The sequence below is a fragment of the Paraburkholderia sp. J94 genome, from assembly GCF_905220285.1.
Lineage (GTDB): Bacteria > Pseudomonadota > Gammaproteobacteria > Burkholderiales > Burkholderiaceae > Paraburkholderia > Paraburkholderia tropica_A.
The window spans coordinates 603,399-625,029 of record NZ_CAJMZH010000001.1 but is presented as its reverse complement, the minus strand read 5'-3'; the positions used below and the strand labels follow the sequence as shown (position 1 = coordinate 625,029).

Annotated in this window: 20 protein-coding genes; 10 read left to right on the top strand and 10 right to left on the bottom strand. The window is 63.5% G+C overall.

Features of this window, described 5'->3' with window-relative positions:
• The first annotated feature begins 15 nt into the window (after positions 1-15).
• On the top strand, positions 16-600 hold the full coding sequence (locus U4Y88_RS02765; RefSeq protein WP_321782076.1) for an L-2-amino-thiazoline-4-carboxylic acid hydrolase: 585 nt from the start codon (positions 16-18) through the stop codon (positions 598-600).
• A complete protein-coding gene (locus U4Y88_RS02760) occupies positions 593-1,867 on the top strand; it encodes a Zn-dependent hydrolase (protein WP_321782075.1) in 1,275 nt (424 codons plus the stop codon). The genes U4Y88_RS02765 and U4Y88_RS02760 overlap by 8 nt, the downstream gene beginning before the upstream one ends.
• Positions 1,868-1,900: 33 nt before the next feature.
• Here U4Y88_RS02760 and U4Y88_RS02755 read toward each other — a convergent pair whose 3' ends face one another.
• Genes U4Y88_RS02755 through U4Y88_RS02740 form a run of 4 tightly spaced genes read right to left on the bottom strand, consistent with a single transcriptional unit; the run spans position 1,901 to position 5,805 of the window.
• The gene (locus U4Y88_RS02755; protein WP_321782073.1) at positions 1,901-3,142 is read right to left on the bottom strand and encodes an acyl-CoA dehydrogenase family protein; all 1,242 of its coding nucleotides are present in this window, start codon (positions 3,140-3,142) and stop codon (positions 1,901-1,903) included.
• Positions 3,143-3,149: 7 nt separating this feature from the next.
• Complete coding sequence (locus U4Y88_RS02750; RefSeq protein ID WP_224010089.1) at positions 3,150-4,166, bottom strand: NrtA/SsuA/CpmA family ABC transporter substrate-binding protein; 1,017 nt, start codon at positions 4,164-4,166, stop codon at positions 3,150-3,152.
• Between the two features lie 53 nt (positions 4,167-4,219).
• A complete protein-coding gene (locus U4Y88_RS02745) occupies positions 4,220-4,969 on the bottom strand; it encodes an ABC transporter ATP-binding protein (protein WP_321782071.1) in 750 nt (249 codons plus the stop codon).
• Positions 4,966-5,805: an ABC transporter permease subunit gene (locus tag U4Y88_RS02740; RefSeq protein ID WP_321782069.1), complete on the bottom strand. Its 840-nt coding sequence runs from the start codon at positions 5,803-5,805 to the stop codon at positions 4,966-4,968. The genes U4Y88_RS02745 and U4Y88_RS02740 overlap by 4 nt, the downstream gene beginning before the upstream one ends.
• A 430-nt stretch (positions 5,806-6,235) precedes the next feature.
• Here U4Y88_RS02740 and U4Y88_RS02735 point away from each other — a divergent pair, with 430 nt between their 5' ends.
• Positions 6,236-7,564 (top strand): LLM class flavin-dependent oxidoreductase, encoded by a 1,329-nt coding sequence (locus tag U4Y88_RS02735; protein WP_321782067.1) that lies wholly within the window; start codon positions 6,236-6,238, stop codon positions 7,562-7,564.
• Positions 7,565-7,659: 95 nt separating this feature from the next.
• Here U4Y88_RS02735 and U4Y88_RS02730 read toward each other — a convergent pair whose 3' ends face one another.
• Positions 7,660-7,953, bottom strand: coding sequence for a hypothetical protein (locus U4Y88_RS02730; protein ID WP_224010103.1), 294 nt, complete (start codon positions 7,951-7,953; stop codon positions 7,660-7,662).
• Between the two features lie 128 nt (positions 7,954-8,081).
• Positions 8,082-8,840, bottom strand: coding sequence for a TerC family protein (locus U4Y88_RS02725; RefSeq protein ID WP_310630569.1), 759 nt, complete (start codon positions 8,838-8,840; stop codon positions 8,082-8,084).
• A gap of 271 nt (positions 8,841-9,111) precedes the next feature.
• On the opposite strand from U4Y88_RS02725, the gene U4Y88_RS02720 reads away from it, so the two are divergent.
• Positions 9,112-10,116 (top strand): GGDEF domain-containing protein, encoded by a 1,005-nt coding sequence (locus U4Y88_RS02720; RefSeq protein ID WP_321782064.1) that lies wholly within the window; start codon positions 9,112-9,114, stop codon positions 10,114-10,116.
• Positions 10,117-10,336: 220 nt separating this feature from the next.
• On the opposite strand, the gene U4Y88_RS02715 is transcribed toward U4Y88_RS02720, so the two are convergent.
• The gene (locus tag U4Y88_RS02715; protein WP_321782062.1) at positions 10,337-11,770 is read right to left on the bottom strand and encodes an ISNCY family transposase; all 1,434 of its coding nucleotides are present in this window, start codon (positions 11,768-11,770) and stop codon (positions 10,337-10,339) included.
• A 361-nt stretch (positions 11,771-12,131) separates the two neighbouring features.
• Entirely contained in the window at positions 12,132-13,061 is a 930-nt protein-coding gene (locus tag U4Y88_RS02710) for an IclR family transcriptional regulator (RefSeq protein WP_321782060.1), read from the bottom strand.
• A 27-nt stretch (positions 13,062-13,088) separates the two neighbouring features.
• Here U4Y88_RS02710 and U4Y88_RS02705 point away from each other — a divergent pair, with 27 nt between their 5' ends.
• From U4Y88_RS02705 to U4Y88_RS02680, 6 genes are read left to right on the top strand one after another with little or no spacing between them, the layout of a single operon-like run.
• Positions 13,089-14,069, top strand: a complete 981-nt coding sequence (locus U4Y88_RS02705) for a C-terminal binding protein (protein WP_321782058.1) — start codon at positions 13,089-13,091, stop codon at positions 14,067-14,069.
• A gap of 27 nt (positions 14,070-14,096) precedes the next feature.
• On the top strand, positions 14,097-14,774 hold the full coding sequence (locus U4Y88_RS02700) for an RraA family protein (RefSeq protein ID WP_321782056.1): 678 nt from the start codon (positions 14,097-14,099) through the stop codon (positions 14,772-14,774).
• A gap of 41 nt (positions 14,775-14,815) precedes the next feature.
• Positions 14,816-16,174: an MFS transporter gene (locus U4Y88_RS02695; RefSeq protein ID WP_321782054.1), complete on the top strand. Its 1,359-nt coding sequence runs from the start codon at positions 14,816-14,818 to the stop codon at positions 16,172-16,174.
• A gap of 52 nt (positions 16,175-16,226) precedes the next feature.
• On the top strand, positions 16,227-17,189 hold the full coding sequence (locus tag U4Y88_RS02690; protein ID WP_321782052.1) for a substrate-binding domain-containing protein: 963 nt from the start codon (positions 16,227-16,229) through the stop codon (positions 17,187-17,189).
• Positions 17,179-18,753 carry a sugar ABC transporter ATP-binding protein gene (locus U4Y88_RS02685; RefSeq protein WP_321782050.1) on the top strand — a complete coding sequence of 525 codons (1,575 nt, stop codon included), beginning with the start codon at positions 17,179-17,181 and terminating at the stop codon, positions 18,751-18,753. The genes U4Y88_RS02690 and U4Y88_RS02685 overlap by 11 nt, the downstream gene beginning before the upstream one ends.
• The gene (locus U4Y88_RS02680; RefSeq protein ID WP_321782048.1) at positions 18,750-19,757 is read left to right on the top strand and encodes an ABC transporter permease; all 1,008 of its coding nucleotides are present in this window, start codon (positions 18,750-18,752) and stop codon (positions 19,755-19,757) included. Before U4Y88_RS02685 ends, U4Y88_RS02680 begins: the two co-directional genes overlap by 4 nt.
• Positions 19,758-19,857: 100 nt before the next feature.
• On the opposite strand, the gene U4Y88_RS02675 is transcribed toward U4Y88_RS02680, so the two are convergent.
• The gene (locus U4Y88_RS02675; protein ID WP_415774386.1) at positions 19,858-20,520 is read right to left on the bottom strand and encodes a 2-dehydro-3-deoxy-6-phosphogalactonate aldolase; all 663 of its coding nucleotides are present in this window, start codon (positions 20,518-20,520) and stop codon (positions 19,858-19,860) included.
• Positions 20,521-20,543: 23 nt separating this feature from the next.
• Entirely contained in the window at positions 20,544-21,533 is a 990-nt protein-coding gene (locus U4Y88_RS02670) for a 2-dehydro-3-deoxygalactonokinase (protein WP_321782044.1), read from the bottom strand.
• Between the last annotated feature and the right edge of the window lie 98 nt (positions 21,534-21,631).

Below are 21,631 nucleotides of genomic sequence, written 5' to 3'. Positions count from 1 at the left end.
CGAGGAGAACACAGCATGACGCAACATCAACACGATCATCGCGACGAGCGCGCGGAACATCGCGCGCAGGAAGTCAACGTCAACGGCGTAACGCTCGGCATTCTCGAACGCCGCCGGATCGAAGCGGAAATCATCAAGCCGATCTACGAGATCCTGAAGCGCGATTTCGGCGCTGAGCGCGCGCAAGCCGTGATCGGCGAAGCGGTGCGCGGCGCGGCGATCGGCGCGGGTCAGGAATTCGCGGCGCGCGAGCCGAACGGCACGAGCATCGCATCGTTCGTCGCCTTGCAGGTGCTCTGGGAAAAGGACGATGCGCTCGAAGTCGACACCTTGCGCGCCGACGACGAAGCCTACGACTACGACGTGAAGCGCTGCAGCTACGCGGAGATGTATCACGCGATGGGCCTCGGCGAGATTGGCCATCTGCTCAGCTGCGCGCGCGACAGCGAGTTCATCGCGGGCTACGATCCGCGCGTCGAACTCACGCGCACCAGCACCATCATGCAGGGCGGCAAGCGCTGCGATTTCCGCTACCGCGTGCGCGATGTGCAAAACGATGCGCAAGGCAGCGCCCAGCCGGAGCAACCCGCACATGGCTGACACGAACACGAACACCAACATCGATGCGCTGAACGAACGCGCCGCGCTGCGCGTGAATGGCGCGCGCCTGTGGGATTCGCTCGACCGCATGGCGCGCATCGGCGCGACGCCCAAGGGCGGCGTCTGCCGTCTCGCGCTGACCGAACTCGACCGCGAGAGCCGCGATCTGTTCGTGCAATGGGCGCGCGAAGCGGGCTGCGAGATTCGCATCGACCGCATCGGCAATATCTTCGCGCGCCGCGCGGGCCGCGATCCGCACGCGGCGCCCGTGCTGACCGGCTCGCACGCCGATACGCAGCCCACCGGCGGACGTTACGACGGCATCTACGGCGTGCTCGGCGGGCTCGAAGTGCTGCGCGCGCTCAACGACGCGAACGTGCAGACTGAGCGGCCCGTCGAAGTGGTCGTGTGGACCAACGAGGAAGGCTCGCGCTTCGCGCCTGCGATGATCGCCTCGGGCGTCTACGCGGGCGTGTATCCGCTCGATTACGGCCTCTCGCGCAGCGACGCGTCGGGCACCACGATTGGCGAGGCGCTCGCACAGATCGGCTATGCGGGCGACGTGCCCGTGGGCGGCACGCCGGTGCACGCCGCCTACGAATTGCACATCGAACAGGGCGCGATTCTCGAACGCAGCGGCAAGACCATCGGCGTCGTGACAGCCGGACAAGGGCAGCGCTGGTACGAGATCGAACTCGAAGGCGTCGATGCGCATGCGGGCACCACGCCGATGGATCTGCGCCGCGACGCGCTCGTGGGCGCGGCGCGCGTGATCACCTTCGTCTCGGCGCTCGGACACAGCTATGCGCCGTATGGACGCGCGACGGTCGGCATGATCGAAGCGAAGCCGAACTCGCGCAACACGGTGCCGGGACGCTGCTTTTTCACGGTGGAGTTTCGCCATCCCGAGTCGGCGACGCTCGCGGAAATGGACGCGAAGCTGCGCGAGGAACTCGCGCGCATCGCGCACGAGGAACAGCTCGGACATCGCATCGAGCAGATCTTCGATTACGCGCCCGTGCCGTTCGCGGCGGAGTGCGTCGAGATCGTGCGCGAGGCTGCGGTCGCGCTGGATCTGTCGCATGCCGACATCGTCTCCGGCGCGGGCCACGATGCCTGCTATCTCGCGCGCGTCGCGCCCACGGGCATGATTTTCGTGCCCTGCATCGACGGCCTGAGCCACAACGAAGCCGAAGCGATCACGCCCGAATGGGCGGAAGCGGGCGCGAACGTGCTGCTGCACGCGATCCTCGCGAGCGCGGGCTAACAGCGGTCGCGTGGGCGCGCGCAACGCGCCCGTTCAGAAGAATGCGCCCGTGGGCGGCAGTTGCCCGGTCAGCAGGTTCTGACCGAGCAGCCGCTCCTTGTAGAGCCGCGGATTGTGCGAGGCGATCACCTTGATGTTGCGCCAATGCCGGTCCAGCGCGGCGACGCTCGACACCGCCGAACCCGAGCCGAGATCGATGAGCCAGCTCGCCACTTGCGGCGCGAGATCGTCGATCACCACCTTCGCTTCCGAGGCGGCGAGCGTCGCGGCCAGCACGCTCGCGTAATCGTCTCGCGTGCCCCGGCTCGCGAGCGCGTGTTGCAGCGCCTGCACGGCGCGATCCGCGCTCGCTTCGATGCTCGCGGCGTAAGCGCGTATGCGGCCTAGCAAGGCTTGCAACGCGGGCTCGTCGGCGGGCTGCGCGGCTTCGCCATGGTAGAAGTTCCGCTGCCGCCCACGCAGCACTTCGATGCCGTCCAGCATCACACGCCGCGCGATGCCCGCGATGCAGTTCGTCAGATACACCTGGTGGAACGTGAAGCCCCACGGCGCGGCGTCGGGCGATTTTGGCGGATCGGGCGGATAGACATGGTCGGCCCGCACCGCGACCTCGCGAAACCGCGCCGTGCCCGAGCCCGTGAGGCGCTGGCCGAAGCCTTGCCAGTCGTCCTCGGTGGCGACGCCTTCGCCGCGTTCGAGCACGTATTGCACCGTTGCGTTCTCGCGGCTCTCGACCGCGACGCCGACGAAGGCATCGTTGTAGAGATTGCCGGTCGCGTAGACCTTGTCGCCCGAACCCACATAGACCTGCCTGCGCGCGTCCCATTCGAGACGGCTGATCACGCGGCTCGAACGCGCGCCCGCCGCCGTCGCATCGGTATCGGCGAAACTCAGGCCGACCGTCTTGCGCCGCCGCGCGAGATCGAGCACATGCGCGTGGAAAGGATGATCGCGATTTTGCAGCGCGGCTTCCACTTGCCAGAGGTGATTGCGAAACGCGTGGGCGATGTTCGAATCGGCGGCGGCGAGGTCGCGCGCGACCGTGAACAGCCCGCTCAGCGACACGCCGTGACCGCCGTCGTCGACGTGCAGACGCAGCGCGCCGAAGCCGAGCGACTTCAGCGCGGCGATCTCTTCGTGCGGCAGACGTTGCGCGCGTTCGCGCTGCGCCGCCGTCGCGGCGATCCCGGCAATCGCGGACGACAATCCGAGCGACGCGGACAACGGCGAAACCAGCGCGACAGCGCCGGGATTGGGTTGGGAAAGCTCAGCCATACGCGCTTCACACCTTCACGCTGTAATCGGCGACCTTGATCGGCGCGCTGATGATCTTGCGTTGCGCGAGCCAATCCGCGGCGCGCTGGAACTGCGCCATGAAGGCGGCGTCGTCGGGTTCGTGGAACTGATTCACGCGCTTGAGGCTCGCCAGATAGTCGCGGACCTCGTTCGGATATTTCGCCTCTCTTTGCACGAGCAATTCCGATTCGGCCGAATGCTGCGACTGCCACGCGCCTTCGACGTAATACGCGTCGAGCACCGCGCGCACGAGTTCGGAATTCTCCTCCGTGAATTTGCGGCGCGTGACCAGCGAGCTGTAGTCGATCAGAAAGTCGAGATCGCGGCCTTCATTGAAAATGTCTTTCGCGTCGTTCGCATGACGCGCGATATCGACGGCGGGCGACCACATCGACCACGCGTCGACGCGGCCTTGCGCGAACGCGGGCGCCGCATCGGGCGGATTCAGATAGACGAACTCGACCTTGCTGCGATCGACGTGGTATTTCTCCAGCGCCGCGATCAGCAGAAACTCGCCGAGCCCGGAGCGGTTCACGGCCACCTTGCGGCCGGCGAGATCGGCGACCGAATTGATGTTGCTGGACTTCTTCACGATGATGGCCGTGGAGCGCGGCGAATACACATCGAAGCCCGTGAAGACGATGGGCGAGCCGGCCAGCATGGCGGCGAGCGCGGGCGTCGTCGATCCCCAGAAACCGAAATCCGCGCTGCCGCCCACGACCGCCTGAATCGAGGGTGCATGGTTCGGGAACGGGCCGATCCATTCGACCTTGATGTTCTTCGCCGCCAGCGTTTTCTCGAACACGCCGCGCTGTTTGGCGATGTCGGGCAGGGCGCCGTAGCCCCAGCCGATGCGTACCGTGTCGGTGTTGCGCGTGAGCTTGGCCGGTTGTGAGGTTTGGGCCGCCTGGGCGACAGGCAGCAGCGGCGCGGCGACAGCGCCCGCCAGCAGTCCGCCCGCCGCGCGCAGGATACGGCGGCGAGTCAGTGAAGCGTCATTCATTCGTTATCCTTGCTTTCTTGTTTGCGTGGTTTGCGTTATTCGCGAGCGCGGCTTCAGTGCGTCTGAACGCCGAGTTCCGCGAGTAGCGTGTGCCGCAAGTCCTGCGGCGTGTGATGGCGCGTGTCGAATGCAGCGGCGATACGTCCCGCACGCATGACGAGAATCCGGTCCGCGAGCACGAGCGCTTCGTCGACGTCGTGCGTCACGATCAGCACGCCCGGCGCGTGACGCGCGACCAGTTCCTTGACGAGCCCGTGCATCTTGATGCGCGTGAGCGCATCGAGCGCCGCGAACGGCTCGTCGAGCAGCAACAGCGCGGGTTCGCGCACGAGCGCGCGCGCCAGCGCCACGCGCTGCGCCTGGCCGCCGGACAGATTGCGCGGCCAGTCGAGTTCGCGGCCCGCGAGGCCGACTTCGGCGAGCGCACGCGACGCGCCGCTGCGGCCGATGCTCGATTCATGGCCGAGCGCGACGTTCTCCCACAACGTGGCCCACGGCAGCAGACGATGCTCCTGAAACACCACGGAAGGGCGCTCGGGCGCGCGAATCTGGCCGGCATCCGGCGTGTCGAGGCCCGCGAGCGCGCGCAGCAGCGTGGTCTTGCCGCAACCGCTTTCGCCGAGCAGCGCGACGAATTCGCCGCGGCGGATATCGAGGTCGAGCGCATCGATCACGACACGCGCGCCATACCGGCGCTGTAGACCGCGCACCGAAACGGCCAGCGGCGAAGCCGGGGAAGCGGTTTCGTCGTCGCGTTGAGGCGCGGCGCTCGCGCGCGACGGCAAGGTGGCGAGAAGACTCATGCTTGCGCTCCCTTCGTGTAATTCGCGTGCCACGACAGCAAGCGCGCTTCGAGCGCACGAACCAGCGCGTCGGCAACGACGCCGATGATCGCGTAAATAATCATGGTCAGCAAAATGACATTGGTTTGCAGGAATTCGCGCGCGTCCATCGCCAGAAAACCGATGCCCCTGGTCGTCGCGAGCGTTTCGGCGATCACGAGCGCGAGCCACGCATGCGCGAGCGCATAACGCACGCCGGTGAGAATGGCGGGCATCGCGCCGGGCAGAATGATCCGGCGCACGACGGCGGGCCATTTCATGCCGATCACTTTCGCGAGTTCCATCAGCTTCGGATCGATCTGGCGAATGCCGAGCATCGTGTTGATGTAAATGGGAAACAGCACCGCGAGCGCGACGAGAAAAACCTTCGCGCCTTCGCCCACGCCAAACCACACGATGACGAGCGGCAGCATCGCGAGAAAGGGCACCGCGCGCACCATCTGGATCGAGCGGTCGATGAGCGCCTGAGCGAGACGCGAAAAGCCGACGAGCACGCCCAACGCGAGCCCGATCGCGCCGCCAATCAGAAAGCCGCAGATCGCACGCAGCAGCGAAACGCCGAGATGGACGAAGAGGTCGCCGGTGCGGGCCAGATTCCATGCGGTGACGGCCACGCTGCTCGGGGACGGCAGCACTTGCGGTTCGAGCCAGCCGGCGCGCGCGGCGATTTCCCAGATCACGACGATCAGGACGGGAATGGCCCAGGAAAGCCAGCTATAAAAAAGGTCTTTCGACAGCAGCGAACCGGCTCGCGACGACGAGACGTAGCGGTTCGAAGAAGAGGTGACGTCAGCCATGTCAGTTCCGTGATGAGAATGAACGGATACAACCGGTGGTAAAAAGCCTTCCATGCGGTTGGCTGCGTGGCCTGGCTCGCGCGAGGCGGGTTCATGAACGAGCGGCTGTCGCCGCGCTTCATTGAACGGATCCGCGTTTGCGCGGCATGAAGCTGGTTATTAAAAACGCATCGATGCGGCTGTGACAAACGCTTTTTTATGCTTTGCTTTTCGGAAATGCTGCGCTGGCGTTTGCACTTGCGTCATGCGCATTGCGCATGATCTAATATAAATGATATGCGCACGTAGAATGCTCCAGGCGTGGCGAGAACGAGCCCGATCCAATGCAGACGCCCGAATAACAAAATTCAAATTCCGTGGTTAGCCGCGGATGGCGCGCTCCCTATACTTTTGCTCCTGGTGATATTCAGGAACCGGGGAGCACCGCGAAATGAGTCGAAATTCGGCGAACGACACGCCGCGCCATCTGCATCTGAACGTCAATATCCTGCACTCGGGTTTCGTGCCATCCGCGTGGCGCCTGCCGAATGCCGATCCTCGCGCGTTCGTGGATGTCGCGCACTACGTGCGGGTCGCGCAACTCGCCGAGCGCGCGAAATTCGATGCGGTCTTTCTCGCCGACAATGCGGCCATCGTCGATCAGATCGACTTCCGTCCGATCACGGCGCTCGAACCCACGGTGCTGCTCGCCAGCATCGCGGCGGCGACCACGCATATCGGCGTGATCGGCACGGCTTCGACGAGCTATAACGAGCCGTACAACATCGCGCGGCGCTTCGCCACGCTCGATCACGTGAGCAGCGGGCGCGCCGGATGGAATATCGTGACGACGGCCGATCTGCCGTCGGCGCGCAATTTCGGCCACGACGCGGTGCCCGATCATGCCCAGCGCTACGCGCGCGCGGCGGAGTTTACGGGGCTGGTCAAGGCGCTCTGGGATAGCTGGGCCGACGACGCCTTCATCGGCGACAAACAGAGCGGGCGTTTTGTCGACGCGACGAAGGTGCGGCCAGTCGCGCACGAGGGGCACTTCTTCAAGGTGCAGGGGCCGCTGAATCTGCCGCGGCCGCCGCAGGGGCATCCTGTGCTCGTGCAGGCCGGCGCTTCCGGCGATGGGCGCGATCTCGCGGCGCGACACGCGGAGGCGGTGTTTTCCGCGTCGCAGTCGTTCGAAGAATCGGTGGCATACCGGGCCGATCTGAATGCGCGAGCGCACGCTTATGGGCGTCGCCGGGGCGTGCTGGTGCTTGCGGGGCTGACGACCATCATCGGCGCGACGGAGGCCGAAGCCATTCGGCGTCGCGATGAACTCGTCGAGCAGATTCCCTGGCGTTACAGTCTTGCGCGACTAGCGGGCATCCTGGGGATGGCGCCCGAGCGGCTCGATCTCGATGGGCGCGTGCCAGATGATCTCGCGTTGCCGAATGGCGGCAATGGCAATCACACGTTTTTTCACGCGACGCTGGCCCAGGCACGTCGAGGCGGTTATACGGTGCGCGAGTTGATCCGCTCGCTCGCAGGTGGCGGCGGACATCGCGTGATCGTTGGGACACCTGAGCAGATTGCGGATGATATCGAGCGCTGGTTCGCGGGCGGTGCCGTCGATGGATTTAATCTCATGCCCGATGCGCTGCCGGACGGTCTGGAATCGTTCGTCGATGGCGTGGTGCCGATCTTGCAGCGACGTGGAATTTTTCGAATGGATTATGAAGGTAGAACGTTACGCTCGCATTTTGGGCTTGAACGGCCGGGAGCTTGAGGATGTCGCGGCAGAAGAAGAGGGCGACGGAACGGAGGCCGCCAGAAACGCAAAACCCGGCAAGCATGCCGGGTTTTGCGTGTGTGAAAGCCTGATCAGCACTCGCCTTTCTTCGCGTGCCCGGGCGGGCAATGTCCGCCCTTATCGTGATGATGATGCCGCTCCCAATCATCACGTTGCCAGTAGCGGTGACCGTCCCAATAGCGGTCGCCATGCCAGCCCGGCGTAATGACGACGGCAGCAGGGGGCGGCGGTGCGACGACGACAGGCGTGCCGACGTTGATGCCAATGTTGACGTCCGATGCGTAAACCGCGCTCGACAGGCCAGCGCTGGTCAGGCCGATGGCGAGCGTGGCGAACGCGACCTGCGCGAATACCGGCTTTCTCATGGAGCCTCCCTCCAGTTATGTGTTCGAGTCGAGCCGGTTTTACCCGTTGTCGTTCTCTCTGGTGCGCGAAGCATGCGACCGACTCGCTGAACGTTATCTTACAATATTGAAGCGGTTGGCCCGTGGCGTCACTCGGCCGGACGCCCACCGCCTTTCGCGCGTCGCGCCAGCATGTTCAAACCCTCGACCAATGCCGAGAACGCCATCGCGGCATAGATATACCCCTTCGGCACATGCGTGCCGAATCCCTCGGCGATCAGCGTCATACCGATGACCAGCAGGAAGCTCAGCGCAAGCATCACAATGGTCGGATGCCGCTCGATAAAACTCGAGAGCGGTTGGGCGGCGAACATCATCGCGGCGACCGCCACGATCACGGCGACGATCATGATCGGCAAATGTTCCGTCATGCCGACCGCGGTGATGATGCTGTCGATGGAGAATACGATATCGAGCAGAATGATCTGTCCAATTGCCGAGCTGAACGAGATCGACTTTTGCGTGCGCGCCGGTGCATCGCCCGACCCTTCAGGATGATCGGCGGGCGAGACGTGATGGCGGATTTCCGTGGTGGCTTTCCAGACGAGGAACAAACCACCCGTTGCCAGCACGATATCGCGCCAGGAAAAACCATGATCGAAAATGCTGAAAGCTGGCTCGGTCAGACGGGCGATCCAGGCGACGGCGCCGAGTAATGCGAGCCGCAGCACAAGCGCAAGAAGAATGCCGATGCGCTGCGTGCGCGCCCGCTGCTCGCGAGGCAGCTTGTTCGTGAGCACGGAAATGAAGATCAGGTTGTCGATGCCCAGCACGACTTCCATCACGATCAGCGTCACGAGCGCGGCCCAAACCGCAGGGTCTGCCGCGAGAATGAAAAGATGCTCCATCACACTCCCCATGTGAACGATGCATAGCGTTGGACTACGTTACGAGAGCGATTTCACTCCGGGATTATCCGGTATTTATCGCGTGGGTTTATCGGGTTTGTCCGGTTTGTTTATTGTGGGCCGACCGTTTACTCCAGGGATCGACTTCTCCTCGGGGCATCGCGCCACGGCTCTTGCAACCACGACGCCTGGATAACGGCGAAAAAAGCTGATACTGTCCGAGGCACATCATCGCTGCAATTTATCTCATCTGCATACGTGAGTCTCCGTCATGGACGAATTGCTTGAGCGCCTCTCGCACAAGGTGGCCGCTACGCAGAGCCTGGAAGGGTTAGTGCGCCCGCTCCTTGAAATGTTGGGGATGATGACCGGACTCGAATCGACGTATCTGACGTCGATCGATTTCAGCCGCGAAGTCCAGACCGTTCTTTATTCGCGCAACGAGGGGCGCACACAGGTGCTCGAAGGCTTGCAGGTCCAATGGTTCGACACATTGTGCAAACGCAGCCTGGAAAGCGGGCAGCGCGTCGTCAGCAACGTCAAGGAAATCTGGGGCGACTCGCGCGCCGCCGCCGATCTGGAAATCCAGACTTACGCGAGTGCGCCGGTCTGCGCCGAAAACGGAGCGGTCATCGGCACACTATGCGGTATTAGTCGAGAGCGCCTGGAGATCAATTCGCGCGCTCGCAGCGCGCTAAACGTTTTCGCGAAACTGATTTCCGAACATATCGAGCGCGAGCGATTAATCGAACAATTGACGCTTGCAAACCAGCATCTCGCACAGCGTGCGCTTATCGACGATGTAACGGAGTTGCCGAATCGGCGCGCGTTGCAGGAGGAACTCGGCCGCTTGCTGGCGAATTCGTCGACGGACGGTTCGTATGTGGCGGTTTGCATCGTCGATCTTGAGGGCTTCAAGGAACTGAGCGATGAACAGGGATATTCAGTCGGTGAACAATTCCTGCGAATGTGCGCTGAGCGGATGCTGAGCGCGAGTTCAGGTCATGGTCAGCTTGCGCATTTTGGAGGCGGACGGTTCGCATTTGCCGGCGCGCTGCCGTCGGGTTTTGCGCAGGCGTCGAGTCAAGCGGAAGACATTGCGGACAGGTTGGCTGCGGCGGCCGCCGGCGACTATGTTTTGGCGAGTGCGAGAGTGAATTACGAGCGTGCGTTGGCGGGCGGCGTGGCTGTTCGCTTTGTGACCGTCGCGCAGGCGCTTGATCAGGCGGATCAGTTGATGTGTCGGATTAAGCGGATTGGGCGCGGGGGGATGTAGTTTTTGTGGTGGCGTTGGAGTGCTGGGGATGTGGCTTCGTGGTTGGTCGGTCTATGGGCGACTTGAAAGCGGATATTTCTGTGAAGCTACTACACAGAATGTCATGGCCAGATAGAGATGTCGTCCTGCCAGCCATTTACAGATGTCGCATCTTTCCCTGTTTCTGTGTTCACTCATTGTTGAAGAACACGGGTTGAAGCAGCAGGGCGTTTGCGTTCATTCAGCGGGCCCTGGCAGACCGCGGGCCCGGTTTGGCTGACTGAACGGCTGCAGGTTTGCGCTGCGCGAGCTTCACGATCACCGCTTCCATGTCCGCCTGCGTGAACTCGCGCGTCTTCTTCGTGCCCGGCACACGCTCAGCCTGGCGCACCTCGATGCCGCGGTTGGTGCGCGACGGCGAGCCCGAGGCGCGCCGGTCGTCGCGCTGTGCCTGCAGCGCCTGCGCCACCGCCAGTGCGTGTGCCAGCCGCTTGTGCTCGACCACCGCGCCCTGGTCCACCTCGGTCAGCCGGTCATACTCGCGGTACGGCAGCACGCGTCCCTCCGCACGAATCTCGATGCGTCTGTCCGGATACTCCCAGACCTCGATGTAGCGGTGTACCAGCTTCCGGTTCTGCGGCGTATCGTCGAGCAGGTACATCACCCGGTCGTACTGCACCGTGAGCGACTTCGTCACACGCCGCGTTTCGCGCCAGGTGAGCAGGGCGTCCAGATCCTCGTCCTCACGCAGCGGCCGGTGCGCATCGAACGTACTGCGCGGCGGCTTCGCAAAGCGCAGGTTGTAGGCGCGCATGAACACAGGCGCATACGCATTGGCGTCGGCGAGCGTGCTGATGCCACGCAGGCGCAGTTCCTTCACCAGCCGGTCCTGCATCGTCAGGTGCGCACGTTCCACACGCCCCTTGGCCGAACTGCTGTTCGCGCAGAACGTGTCGATGTTCAGCTCGTACATGGCGCGCCCGAAGTGTGTCACGCTGCGGCCCGTTTCGTGGGCCCGGACGCTGCGGAACACGCTCGCCTTGTCGCTGTAGAGCGCCACCGGCTTGCCGTGACGCTCCAGGTACGCACGCGTCGCCTCAAAGTAGCTGAAGGTCGATTCGGTTGCCGTGAAGTGCAGGTGCATCAGGCGGCTCGTCGCGTCGTCTACGTAGACCAGCAGCGTGCAGGCCGGCGCTCGGTCCTCGAACCAGCAGTGGTCGCTGCCGTCGATCTGGATCAGCTCGCCCAGGCACGCGCGACGTGCACGTGGCTGGTAGACCTTCGGTGGTCGTTGCCGCCTTGGCACCCACAGCCCGGCGTCCGTCATGAGCTTCCTGAGCGTTTCCTTCGACAACGCCATGCCATGGCATTCGGCCAGCTTCTCGGCGGCCAGCGTCGGCCCGAAATCGGCGTAGCGCTCGCGAATAATGCTCAGAGCGCGCTGTGCGAGCCCATCGGGCAACTGGTGGTTGCCGGCATTGCCGCGTCGCCGGGAAACCAGCCCGGCGGCACCAGATTCGCGATATCGCAGCACCAGTCGCTCGACCTGGCGACGACTGATGCCCAGACGTTCAGCGGCGCGCCAGGGCATCAGCCTTGCCTCGACAACGGCCTCGATCACCGTCAGGCGATCCAGCTCGCGCATGCTCATTGTGATCATCCCGGTACAGGCCATTGGCGGCTCCATGCATCCGTGAAAACCGCGCCAGCATGCACCTCAAGTTGGGCCAGAGTACGACATTTGTACTTTGCCCAGCTACGACACTACTACTTTGCTCTTACATTAAAAAGTGCGCTAATTGTTATTATGTTAAATTTATGATGACCGGCTTAAAGATCAGAAATTTATGCTGGTGAGGCAGCCTACGATTCATGCATTTACGCGTATAAACGTTAACCACCACCACTTTACCCGCAAACCTTTTCATGACAAGTATCTAGTTGAATTGCGCGTGTTTGATTACCTTTTATATACGAGAATTATCTCGCCTACTCGTCGTCAATCGGATTAGAACGACCGTAGATTACCCTCGGTGCTAACTATTCCACCCAAGATCGCGCGATATCGCATTCGCCGTTTCCAGTAACGGCTCCAGCATGAGGTTCTGCATCGCCTCAAGATCGTGGATCGCCTTGAGTTCGATGACCGACACCGCTGCCACGACCTGTCCGCTCACGTCGCGAATGGGCGCTCCGATACTCGTCACGTAATCCTCGCGCTCGCCGTCGTCGGTCGCCCAGCCGCGCTCGCGCACTGCCCGGAGTTCACGCTCCAGCGCCTCATAGGAAACCAGGCTCGTCGGCGAGTGCTTCTCGAACACATAATTCTCGAAAAGCGCCGCTCTCGCGCCATCGGGCAGAGACGCGAGAATACATTTCGCGACACTCGCCGTATGCAGACAGACCGCCTGACCGATGCGCGACGTCAGGCGAATGGACCGCTTGGGCTCGATCTTGTCGATATAGACGATCGTGTCGTGCTGCAACTCGGCAAGATGCACGGTCTGATCGCGCAACTCGCTCAAGGCAACGAGATGCGGATGCGCAAGCTGCGCGAGATTGAACTGGTCCTGCGCGCGATGCGCCAGAGACACGATGCCAGGCCCGACACCATAACGCCCGTCCGCGAGCTTGCGCAGCAGCCGTTGCGCCTGCAACACCTCCATGATGCGCAGCGCGGTCGAACGATGAACGTCGAGCCGACGCGCGACCTCCGCCGGCGTTTGTGGTCCGTCGCCCAGCAAAATCAGCACGTCGATCGCGCGTTCGATGCTTTGTGACACGGCTTTTCTCCTCTCTCTATCGCGGCTGGACGCCCAGCCGTCGCGGAAAAATCGACGCGGCGCACGCATGCCTACGCGTTTTCCCTTGGTTGCCCCGACGACCTGCGAAGGGTAACGTCGAGCCTGTGTTGCGAAATATACATCCGTGTTGCGTATTACGCAACACATTAGATTGCGGCACACACGTCAAACCTGAAGGAGGACATCAACGTGTACAAGGTGTACGTCACCGACCACGATTACCCCGACCTCGCCATCGAGGAATCCGTGCTGGCTCCCATCGGGGCGCAGGTTATCGGGTTACAGGACCGCTCGGGTGCGCATCTCGCAGAAACCGCACGCGACGCCGATGCACTGATGCAGCAATACGCCAGGATTTCCGCCGATACGATCGGCTCGCTCGAGCAATGCAAGGTCATCGCACGCTACGGCATCGGCCTCGACATCCTCGATGTCAAGGCGGCCCACGCGGCGGGCATCGTCGTCACCAACGTGCCGGACTATTGTCTCGAAGAGGTGGCGGATCATTCCATCAGCATGGCCCTCACGCTGCTGCGCTCGATTCCCACCTACGCCGACGCCACGCGGCGCGGAACCTGGCACTGGTCGGCCTGGAACCGGCCTATCCGGCGGTTGCGCGGCAGCGTGTTCGGCCTTGTCGGCTTCGGGCGCATCGCGCAGAACATGGCGCGCAAACTCAAGCCGTTCGGGCTGGAGCTGCTCGCGTACGACCCGTATGTTTCGGCTGGCGTGATGCAATCCCACGGCGTGCGCAAGGTCGACCTCGACGAACTGCTTCGTCACGCCGATCTCGTCGACGTGATGTGCCCGTACACGCCCGAGACGCATCACCTGATCGACGAAGCAGCCATCGAACGGATGAAGCCCGGCGCGCTGCTGGTCAATTGCGCGCGCGGCAAGATCGTCGACAACGCGGCGCTGCATCGCGCGCTCATCAGCGGCCGGCTCGCCGCGGCGGCGCTCGACGACACCGAGGAAGAACCCGCCAAGCAAACCGACTGGTCGCCGGGCGACAACCCGCTGTTCGCGCTCGACAACTGCATCATCACGCCGCATGTCGCCTATGTTTCGGAAGATGCGCTGCACGAGGCTCGCCGCGTCGCCGCCGAAAACGTGCGTGCCGTGCTGCTGGGACAGGTGCCGCCTAACGCGGTGCCTTATCGCAACTGATCTTTTAGTACTACTTCAGGAACAGAAATGAGCATCATCATCAACCCGCGTCCCGAGTTGAACGCCGACCTGATCGCGCGATTCGTCGCCATGGCCGACGTCATGTCGCTTTCCTGTGTGGTATCCGACGCGCTCGAGCGCAACGGTACCATGCGCCACGACATCAAGCCGCGCGCGGCCGATCACAAGATCATCGGCCCCGCCCTGACGGTTCAGTTGACGGCGGGCGACATCGTCGACTGCCTCGAAATCTTCACGGTCGCGCGTCCCGGCGACGTCGTCGTGATCGACGCATTCGGCGAAGCCGAAACGTCGATCTGGGGCGGCCTCATGACGGGGCTCGCGAAGAACGCGGGCATCGTCGGTGCCGTGATCGACGGAAGCTGCCGCGACACCGACGAAGCGCGCTTCCTCGACTTCCCGATCTCCTCGAAGGCCGTCGGCCCGCGCCAGGCGCACACGGCACTCTCGGGACGCCGCGAGCCGCTTAAGGTCAACGTTCCCGTCTCGTGCGGCGGCGTGATCGTCAACCCGGGCGACCTCGTGGTCGCCGACGAAATCGGCGTGGCGGTGGTGCCAGTCGCGCAGATGGCCGAGGTTCACGAACGCGCCGCAACGATCGCGCGCAACGAAGCGCAAATGCGCGAACTCATCCTGGAAGGCAAGACCTTCCAGGACCTGCTCGCGAAGTTCGGACGCATCTAGTCCGCGCGCCTGCAGGCTGGGAGACAAGAAGGAGACACCGTATGCATACCAATCTCAAAGGCGCGCCGATGCGCGCGCTACCCAAACCGCGAGGCCGACGCCGCTGGTACGTCCTCGCCCTGCTGTGCCTGCTCGCGCTGGTGAACAACATCGACCGCCTCGCCTTGTCGATCGCCGCGCCTGCCATGCAGGCCGATCTCGGCATCACCGCGACCGAAATCGGCCTGCTGGGCAGCGCGTTTTCGCTCTTTTATGCGTTCGGCCAATTGCCCGCGGGCTGGTTCGTCGATCGCTTCGGGCCGCGCTGGCTGCTGGGCATTTCGGTCACGGTCTGGAGTGCGGCGACCGCCGCCATGGGGATTTCGAATTCGCTCGGCGCGTTCGTCTGCGCCCGCGCGGCACTTGGCATCGCCGAAGCGCCCTCCTTGCCGTCCACCAACAAGATCGTGACGCAATGGTTTCCGCGCCGCGAGCAAGGCATCGCCAACGCAAGCTGGGACGCGGCGCTGAAAGTCGGCCCCGCCTTTCTGACGTTTGCGCTCGTGTGGGTCGTGGCGGAACTCGGCTGGCGCACGATGTTTTACTTTGCGGGCGCCGCCGGCATTGTCGTCGCCGTCGTCTTCCTGGCGAGTTTCCGCGACGTGGATCGCTGTCCGCATCTGGGCGACGAGGAACGCCAATGGATCGATCAGGATCACGAATCATTATCCGGGACGGAATCACGCGTACCGTGGTTCACGCTGTTCAAGCGCCGCAGCATGTGGGGCATGATGGCCGGCTTCTTCTGCAACATGTGGGTCTACCAGACCTTCCTGGTCTTCATTCCGCTTTTCATTATCAAGCAGTTCGGCGTGAAATTCGCATCGCTCGGCCTGATCGCCAGCGTGCCGTGGATCGGCGCCATCATCGGCGACCTCGCCAGCGGAGTCCTCTCAGGCAAGCTCGCCGCACGACCCGGCTGGAGCACCCTGCGCGCCAAGAAAGTCACGCTCGTAGGCGCCCTGCTGCTGCAGGCGGTCGTGCTGGCGCTGCTGCCGCTCAACAGCTTCCTCGGCGCGACGCAAGGCCTGACGTTCGCCGTTCTGCTGATGGCGTTCGCGCTCGGCTTCAACGGCGCGGTGGTTGCGCATGCGTGGTCGCTGCCTGCCGAAGTCACTGCGCCGTCGACGGTTGCTTCGGTCGGCGCGGTGCAGAATTTCGGCGGCTTTCTCGGCGCGACGGTTTCGCCGCTCGTCGCGGGCGTGATCGTGGATGCCACAGGGTCGTTCGCGTCGGTGTTCGTCATATCGGCATTCGTTTCCGTGCTGGGCGCCGGCATCTATCACCGGTTCGTGCGCCAGCCGATCATCGCCGTGCAAGAAGACGCGTTGAACGCCTCCATCCAGATCTCCGCTACCTGAACAGCCCGTTGCTTCGTTCAAGAAAACTCTCCAACGATCAAGGACGTCGATGATGAAACTACGTAACCTGCCCCTGCTCGCGACCGCGGCCCTCTTCGCCTTCAATGCTGGCGTGGCCCACGCCGCGGACGGCACTTCCATTGCCGGTATCGTCTTTCAACAGGACATGTTCATGCGCAGCGTCGCTCGCGGCATGAGCGACGAAGCCAAGGCGGAAAACGTCACCCTGCTCGACGGCAACTCCGACAACAAGGCCGAAAAGGAAGCCAGCCTGATCGACACCTACGTGGCGCGCGGCGTGAAGGCCATCGTCATTGCGCCGCTCAGCGATCAGGCGTCGATTCCCGCACTCAAGCGGGCGCACGACAAAGGCGTACAGATCGTCACGTGGACCACCGATATCAAGGCCGACTTTCCGGTCGCGCGCGTCGGTTCATCCGGCGCGAACATGGGCGGCGGAACCGGCAAGGCCGCCGCTCGCTTCATCAAGGAGAAACTCGGCGGCTCCGCCACGGTTGGACTGATCGGCTTCAAGGCGCAACTGCCGGAGTTGAGCAACGCGCGCACGCAAGGCTTCCTCACCGAAGCGCGCAAGGGCGGCAAGCTCAATGTGGTCGCGGAGCAGGATGCGTGGCTCGCGGAAAAAGCCGTGAGCGTGGTCAGCGACATGCTCACGGCCAACCCCAACATCAATGTCATCTACGCCGCCAACGAAGGCGGCACCGTGGGCGCGGTCCAGGCCGTGCGGCGCATGAACAAGCAGGGCAAAGTCTTCGTCTTCGGCACCGACGGCTCCGAGCAGTTGACGAGCTTTCTTCAGGATAACGACGACGTGCTGGTGGCCACCACCGCCGCGCAGCCCACGCTGATCGGCCGCGAAGCGGTGAAGGCGGCGCTCAAGGCCGTCAAGGGGCAGCCGGTGGACAAGGTCATCGAGGTGCCCGCCGTGCCGCTGAGCCGCGACGATCCCAAGACGCTCGCCAATTACGCCGCGAGCCTCAAAAATGTCAATTGAAATCCCGGCTGATACGCCTGCCGCGCTCGCGCCGGGCTCCGACGAACGAGCACGCTATCCGACGACCGCGCGCATCGAAGCGCGCGGCTTGTCCCGCAGCTTTGGCGCCAACGTCGCGCTCAGGCCCTTCACGCACACGTTCGAGCCCGGGCAAATTCACGCGCTGATGGGCAAGAACGGCTCGGGCAAGTCGACGCTGCTGAAGATCCTGGCCGGTTCGATTCGCGCGGATGCGGGCAAGCTCCTCATCAACGGCGAAGCGTGCGACTTCCATCACCCGTCCGATGCGTTCGACGCCGGCATCCGCATGGTGCACCAGGAGTTGTCGCTCGTGCCCACGCTCTCGGTCGCCGAAAACATTTTCCTCGGACGCTTGCCGATTACGCGCACAGGGCTCGTGCGCGGCATCGACTGGAAACAGCTGCGCGAGGACGCGGTCCGCATGCTCGAAAGCACCGGGCTGGAGATCCCGCCGGACGTGCTGGTGTCGAAGCTGCCGGTCGGTCAGCAGCAGATGGTCGAGATCGTCAAGGCTTACGCGACCTCGCCCGCCGTGCTGCTGCTCGACGAGCCGACCTCGGCGCTCAGTCATCGCGAAGTCGAGCGCCTCTTCATGCTGGTGCGCCGCCTGCGCGCGCACGGCGTGACGATGCTGTACATCACGCACCGCATGAACGAGATCTTCGATATTGCCGATACCTGCACGGTGCTGCGCGACGGCGACCACATCAGTTCGCTGCCGATCGCGCAGACGAGCCCGAGGGAAGTCGTGCGCGCCATGTTCGGCGAGCATCACATGCCGGCGCGCGTCCAGCCGCGTCAGCTCGGCGCGGATCGGCCCGCGCTCTCGGTTCGGAACCTGCATCGCAAAGGCGTATTCGAGAACATCCATTTCGATTTGCGGCGCGGTGAAGTGCTGGGCATCGCGGGCATGCTCGGCGCGGGACGCACCGAACTGCTCCGTTCGATCTTCGGCGCGGACCCGCTCGATGGCGGCACGATCGAACTGCACGGCGAAACCGTCGACACCCCCTCGCCCGCCGCCATGAAAAAGCGCGGCCTGGGCTACACGCCGGAGAACCGCAAGGAGCACGCACTCGTCCAGACGCACTCCATTCACGCGAATCTGTGTCTGGCCGGTCTGGCACGCTTGTCGCGCTTCGGCTTCGTCAACAGCCGGATGGAAGCGGAGCCGGTCCGCCGGCAGATTGCCGAAATGGCCATCAAGGCGCAGGACGCGCAACTGCCGGTGTCGTCGATGTCGGGCGGCAACCAGCAAAAGGTCGTGCTGGGCAACTGGTTCAACACGGATCCGCGCGTGATGTTCTTCGATGAACCGAGCCGTGGCATCGACATCCAGGCGAAGGAGCAGATCTTCAGCATCATCCGCGAAAAAACCTTGCACGGCATGAGCGCGATCGTGGTGTCGAGCGAGCCCGAGGAATTGCTCGAGGTTTGCGATCGCATCCTCGTCATGCATCACGGGCGGCTCGTGGCCGAGGTCGACCCGCAAACAATCGCACTCGACGATCTTTACCAAATCATGATGGAGGGCGTGCAATGAACGCCAAAGAAAGCACCTTGACGAGCACGACGTCGCCCGCGAGAACGCGGCAGTCCACGGACGGGCTGCTCTATCGCTACATGCTCGAGGTCGTGCTGATTCTCGTGGCCGTCATGCTCACGATCTACGCGCCGGGCTTTTCCACGCTGTCCAACCTGCTCAATGTGATGCGGGCGATCTCCATGCTCGGCATCGTCGCCTGCGGCATGACCGCCGTGATCATCTGCGCCGAAATCGATCTTTCGGTCGGCTCAGGCATGGCGCTGGCAGGCTGCATTCTCGCGTGGGTGGTGGGCGTCTGCACGCCGCTGGTCGGGAGCGTTGCGGCGGTCGTGCTCGGCGCGTGCGCCGCAATCGTCTGCGGCATGGCTTGCGGCGCGTTCAGCGGCGCGATGAAGGCGGTGTTCAATGTGCCGACCTTCATCACGACGCTCGGGTTGTTCACCGCGCTGCGCGGCGCCGCCAATCTGATCACGGGCGGCTACCCGCTGGCGACGTTTCCGGGCTGGTTCGATTTTGTCGGCAACGGCGCCTTGTTTGGCCTGCCCTTTCCGGCCTTCGTCTTCGTGGCGGTGGTGCTCATCATGCACTTCGTGATGAATTACACCACGTTCGGCCGCGCCGTCTATGCAGTCGGCGGCAATCCTGAGGCAGCGCGCCTCTCGGGCATCAAGGTGTCGTGGATCAAGACCGCCACACTGGTGCTGACCGGCAGTCTCGCCGCGGTGAGCGGCATTCTGATCGCCTCGCAGATTGGCTCGGGCACCGGCACGACCGCCACGGGCATGGAACTCGACGTGATCGCCGCGACCATCATCGGCGGAACCAGTCTGTTCGGCGGCAAAGGGCGCATCTGGGGCACCTTTGTCGGCGTGCTGTTTCTTGGCGTGATCGGCAATGGCATGACGCTGCTGAATGTTTCGGAGTACTGGCAGTATGTAGTGCGCGGCGGCCTGATTGTCGGCGCGGTCATGCTCAGCCAGGTGACCGACAAGCGTCGCTGAACATCTCTCCAATCGACATGTTGCGTGACGCGGCGTTCAATACCGATGCCGCCCACGCAACCACGGCAATGTGCAGAACGCGCCGCGGCGCGTTCAAACGTTAAGCAGGCTGGATGGCGTGACGGTATTTCTGCGCATTCTCTCTCGTTACGCCGACGCTCTGCCCCGGCTTATACAGCCCGGATCCCAACCCAAAGCCATTCGCGCCCGCCGCCGTCAAAGACACGATATCGGCGGGCTGCACGCCGCCCACGGGAATCAACACCGTATCCGCAGGCATGACGCTGCGCCACGCCTTGAGCACGCGCGGGCCCAACTGCTCGAACGGAAACAGCTTAAGCACATCCGCGCCGCAATTCAGCGCGGCGAAGGCTTCGGTCGGCGTGGCCACACCCGGCGCCGTCGCGAGACCGCACTCGCGCGCGGTCTCAATCACCGCCGGATCGCCATGCGGCATGACGATCAATTGACCGCCGCCCGCCTGTACGTCGCGCACTTCGTGCGGACGCAGAACCGTACCCGCGCCCACGATGGCGTCGGCGGGCAACGCTTGCCGGATCGCGTGAATGCTGTCTATCGGGCGTGGCGAATTGAGCGGCACCTCGATGATGCGGAATCCCGCTTCGTATAACACGCTTGCGTGAGCAGCGGCATCCTGCACCGTAATGCCACGCAAAATGGCGATCAACGGACAGGCGTTCAGCGCCACATTCAGTTGCGAGCGGATCGCCAGACGCGGCGAATCATCGGATTCGAAATTCATGGTCGGATTGTTCATTCAGGGATTCAGTGGGCGCGTGCGATCGCTGGCAGCAGCCCGGCGTCGCGTGCGATATGGAAGAGTCCGTGCTCCGTTGTTCCGTGAAGGATGCGCGCCTCGGCAGCGCCGATTCGATCGAGCGCCGTGCGATACCGTTCACACAGGTCCGCCCCGCCGATCAGGCCGAGTTTCCAGTCGTCCAGAGTCGAGTCCTCGCCTGCCAGATGATTCGACAGTCCCGCGAGTTCGTGGCCGATCAACAAGCCCGATAGATAATCCGATTGCTGTTCCGGCCGCAGTTCGCCGGTGAGCCCGAGCGTGCGCGTACTGAAGATGGTAGAAAGCACGCCGGTCGCACCACAATGCACGGCCATATCGACACCACGCAGGAACGCTTCGTCGTCGCTGCCGGCGCACGGATGCATCGTGCGGCCAAGAATGGTGTAGTCGCGCAGCACGGCGAACACTTCGCCGGTCATGAACGTGAGGAAGCGTTCGATATGTCCGTCGACCACGAACGCCCATTTCGCGTGCGTGCCTGGCAAGCCGATCAGCGTCTTGCCGCCAGCGCCGAGTTCGGGCTGCGCCGCCAGCGCGCCGAAGATTTGCGTTTCCTCGCCGCGCATCACGTTGGGGAACGCGCCATGTTCGATGATGCCCGGCACGATATGGATCGCCGCGCCGCGCGACGAACAGACCGTTTTTAACGCGCCGATCAGCGGTCCGCAGTTCGCGGGCGCTGCGACATAAGGCGCCTCGGCCCAGCCTTGTGCGCTGCCGACCATGCCGGCGGCGATCACCGGCACAGCGTGCGCATTCAGCCAGTCGCCGCATAACGATTCGAACACTTCGTCGAAGCCGCCGGACTCGCGCGGCTTCGGCAAATGCATGATGCCGCTGGCTGAATGCCGGGAGTCGAGCACGCCTCCTGTGGCGTCGAACAGATAGGCGCGCAGTGATGACGTGCCCCAATCGAGCCCTATCAGCGCGGGCGTTTCGGTGAATTGAATGTCCATGCATGTTTCCTGCTACAGGAATCCCTGCCCCGGACACTTCGCATCACGCCGCGGATCACAGGCGCCGACGTGCACGGGGCGCGTTGACAATGCACGGT

Excerpts from the sequence above, each read along its gene's own strand:
- U4Y88_RS02765 (WP_321782076.1), top strand. The coding sequence starts at position 16 with ATGACGCAACATCAACACGATCATCGCGACGAGCGCGCGGAACATCGC.
- U4Y88_RS02685 (WP_321782050.1), top strand. The coding sequence starts at position 17,179 with ATGTCAATTGAAATCCCGGCTGATACGCCTGCCGCGCTCGCGCCGGGC.
- U4Y88_RS02670 (WP_321782044.1), bottom strand. The coding sequence starts at position 21,533 with ATGGACATTCAATTCACCGAAACGCCCGCGCTGATAGGGCTCGATTGG.
- U4Y88_RS02740 (WP_321782069.1), bottom strand. The coding sequence starts at position 5,805 with ATGGCTGACGTCACCTCTTCTTCGAACCGCTACGTCTCGTCGTCGCGA.
- U4Y88_RS02675 (WP_415774386.1), bottom strand. The coding sequence starts at position 20,520 with ATGAATTTCGAATCCGATGATTCGCCGCGTCTGGCGATCCGCTCGCAA.
- U4Y88_RS02760 (WP_321782075.1), top strand. The coding sequence starts at position 593 with ATGGCTGACACGAACACGAACACCAACATCGATGCGCTGAACGAACGC.
- U4Y88_RS02730 (WP_224010103.1), bottom strand. The coding sequence starts at position 7,953 with ATGAGAAAGCCGGTATTCGCGCAGGTCGCGTTCGCCACGCTCGCCATC.
- U4Y88_RS02735 (WP_321782067.1), top strand. The coding sequence starts at position 6,236 with ATGAGTCGAAATTCGGCGAACGACACGCCGCGCCATCTGCATCTGAAC.
- U4Y88_RS02720 (WP_321782064.1), top strand. The coding sequence starts at position 9,112 with ATGGACGAATTGCTTGAGCGCCTCTCGCACAAGGTGGCCGCTACGCAG.
- U4Y88_RS02680 (WP_321782048.1), top strand. The coding sequence starts at position 18,750 with ATGAACGCCAAAGAAAGCACCTTGACGAGCACGACGTCGCCCGCGAGA.
- U4Y88_RS02695 (WP_321782054.1), top strand. The coding sequence starts at position 14,816 with ATGCATACCAATCTCAAAGGCGCGCCGATGCGCGCGCTACCCAAACCG.
- U4Y88_RS02690 (WP_321782052.1), top strand. The coding sequence starts at position 16,227 with ATGAAACTACGTAACCTGCCCCTGCTCGCGACCGCGGCCCTCTTCGCC.
- U4Y88_RS02750 (WP_224010089.1), bottom strand. The coding sequence starts at position 4,166 with ATGAATGACGCTTCACTGACTCGCCGCCGTATCCTGCGCGCGGCGGGC.
- U4Y88_RS02745 (WP_321782071.1), bottom strand. The coding sequence starts at position 4,969 with ATGAGTCTTCTCGCCACCTTGCCGTCGCGCGCGAGCGCCGCGCCTCAA.
- U4Y88_RS02715 (WP_321782062.1), bottom strand. The coding sequence starts at position 11,770 with ATGGCCTGTACCGGGATGATCACAATGAGCATGCGCGAGCTGGATCGC.
- U4Y88_RS02755 (WP_321782073.1), bottom strand. The coding sequence starts at position 3,142 with ATGGCTGAGCTTTCCCAACCCAATCCCGGCGCTGTCGCGCTGGTTTCG.
- U4Y88_RS02725 (WP_310630569.1), bottom strand. The coding sequence starts at position 8,840 with ATGGAGCATCTTTTCATTCTCGCGGCAGACCCTGCGGTTTGGGCCGCG.
- U4Y88_RS02700 (WP_321782056.1), top strand. The coding sequence starts at position 14,097 with ATGAGCATCATCATCAACCCGCGTCCCGAGTTGAACGCCGACCTGATC.